The organism is Pedobacter rhizosphaerae, from assembly GCF_900111155.1.
GTDB lineage: Bacteria > Bacteroidota > Bacteroidia > Sphingobacteriales > Sphingobacteriaceae > Pedobacter > Pedobacter rhizosphaerae.
The window spans coordinates 18,219-19,817 of sequence record NZ_FOGG01000034.1; the positions used below are offsets into that span (position 1 = coordinate 18,219).

1 protein-coding gene is annotated in these 1,599 nt (G+C 38.6%); it reads left to right on the forward strand.

Going from position 1 to position 1,599, the window contains the following annotated elements; all coding sequences use genetic code 11:
* Window positions 1-250 precede the first annotated feature (250 nt).
* A complete protein-coding gene (locus tag BMX11_RS19770) occupies window positions 251-1,210 on the forward strand; it encodes a phytanoyl-CoA dioxygenase family protein (protein ID WP_090887784.1) in 960 nt (319 codons plus the stop codon).
* Window positions 1,211-1,599 lie beyond the last annotated feature (389 nt).

The following is a 1,599-nucleotide window of genomic DNA, read 5'->3' on the forward strand; positions in this document are numbered from 1 at the left end:
AGATACCCAAACTACAACCCATTTAATCACAAAGGCCACCAAGTTTTTCACAGAGAAAAAGAGAGGTTAGCGTACCCAGACTCATAACCCGCAACTAGTAACTCAATTAACCGCTAAGGATATGAAGTGCTTTGGTGCCCAGACTTAAAACTTACGACTTATAACATACAACTTTATCCCTGCAACCCATTTATTTCCAGATGTCCAATTTTAATCTTAGTATTGGATGTTTTAATTTGCACATTTACTTATGCACGATCCATTATCCTACACTGCTGCCTTTCTTGATATTTACCGACAGTACCACCATCCAAGAAGCCCACAAAAACAAGTAGACGAGTGCTTTGCCCAAACAGAACAAGCTTTCTTAAGCGTATTTCAATTGGGTTTATTTGAAATTTACGATTTCCTGTACAGCAAATGTGTAGATACTGATCATTTTAAAAGTTGGATAATAGCCATTAAGGGACAAGCATTTTTTGATCGTGCCGTTCTCCAATTCTTTGAACTACAAAAGCAGGTAAACAAACCTGATACAAATTTTTCAAGTGTATTAACCAAAGAACAGGAAGTATTCTGGCAGGAGAACGGTTACCTGAAAATAGAGCAGGTAATTAATGAATCGGATTGTAATGCTGTTTGTGACCTGATCTGTAAAACACTCAATATTGACCTGAATGATCCGCAAACCTGGTATCCCGTGCATGATTTACTGCAAGGTTTAATGTTGCAAAAATATCAGGATGATGCCATCGCCCATATTAGAGATAATGTGCAGATTAAGCATATTTTTAGCAGTTTATATCGCAATAACAACATTTTAGCTAATTGTGAAAAGGTAAGCTATAATCCTCCGGTAACGCCTCATTTTTCCTTTAAGGGTAGTCCGCTGCATTGGGACATCGATTTTGAAATTGGCCCAAAATATTACATCCAGGGATTGTTGTATTTAAATGATGTTCCTGCTAATCGGGGAGCTTTTACTTTAATTCCAGGCTTTCAGCACCAAATTGATGAACATCTAATGCAATACGATCACCCTGAGGCAGCTATAAGTGCTTTGAGAAACCAAGGCCTGGAGATTCCGGTTGAAGGTAGACGAGGTGATTTAATTGTGTGGCTACAATCTATTCCGCATGCCGCAAGTCCGAATTATTCAGATTTACCCAGGTTTGTTCAGTATATTAGCTTTAATGAGATTGTTTATTGATTAACCGCTAAGGACACGAAGTTATTCACAGCGAAAAAGAGGATTTGACACGCAATACGTAACCCGCACGCCAATTAACCACGAAGGACACCAAGTTTTTCACAGAGAAAAAGAGAGGTTAGCGTGCAAAGTCCCACAACACAATTAACCACAAAGGGCACAAAGTTTTTCACAGAGAAAAAGAGAGGTTAGCGTACCCAGACTCATAAACACTCAACCCATTTAACCACAAAGTGCAGGAAGAGGAGGCGCAGAGATACACAAAGTTTTTGTTTGGCACCCAGACTTAAAACTTAAAACGTACTACTTACAACTTTTCTAACACAAGGTTTAATTTGACACCCAGACTTGATACTTGATACTAAATACCCGATACTAATTGACTTGGC

Excerpts from the sequence above, each read along its gene's own strand:
- BMX11_RS19770 (WP_090887784.1), top strand. The coding sequence starts at position 251 with ATGCACGATCCATTATCCTACACTGCTGCCTTTCTTGATATTTACCGA.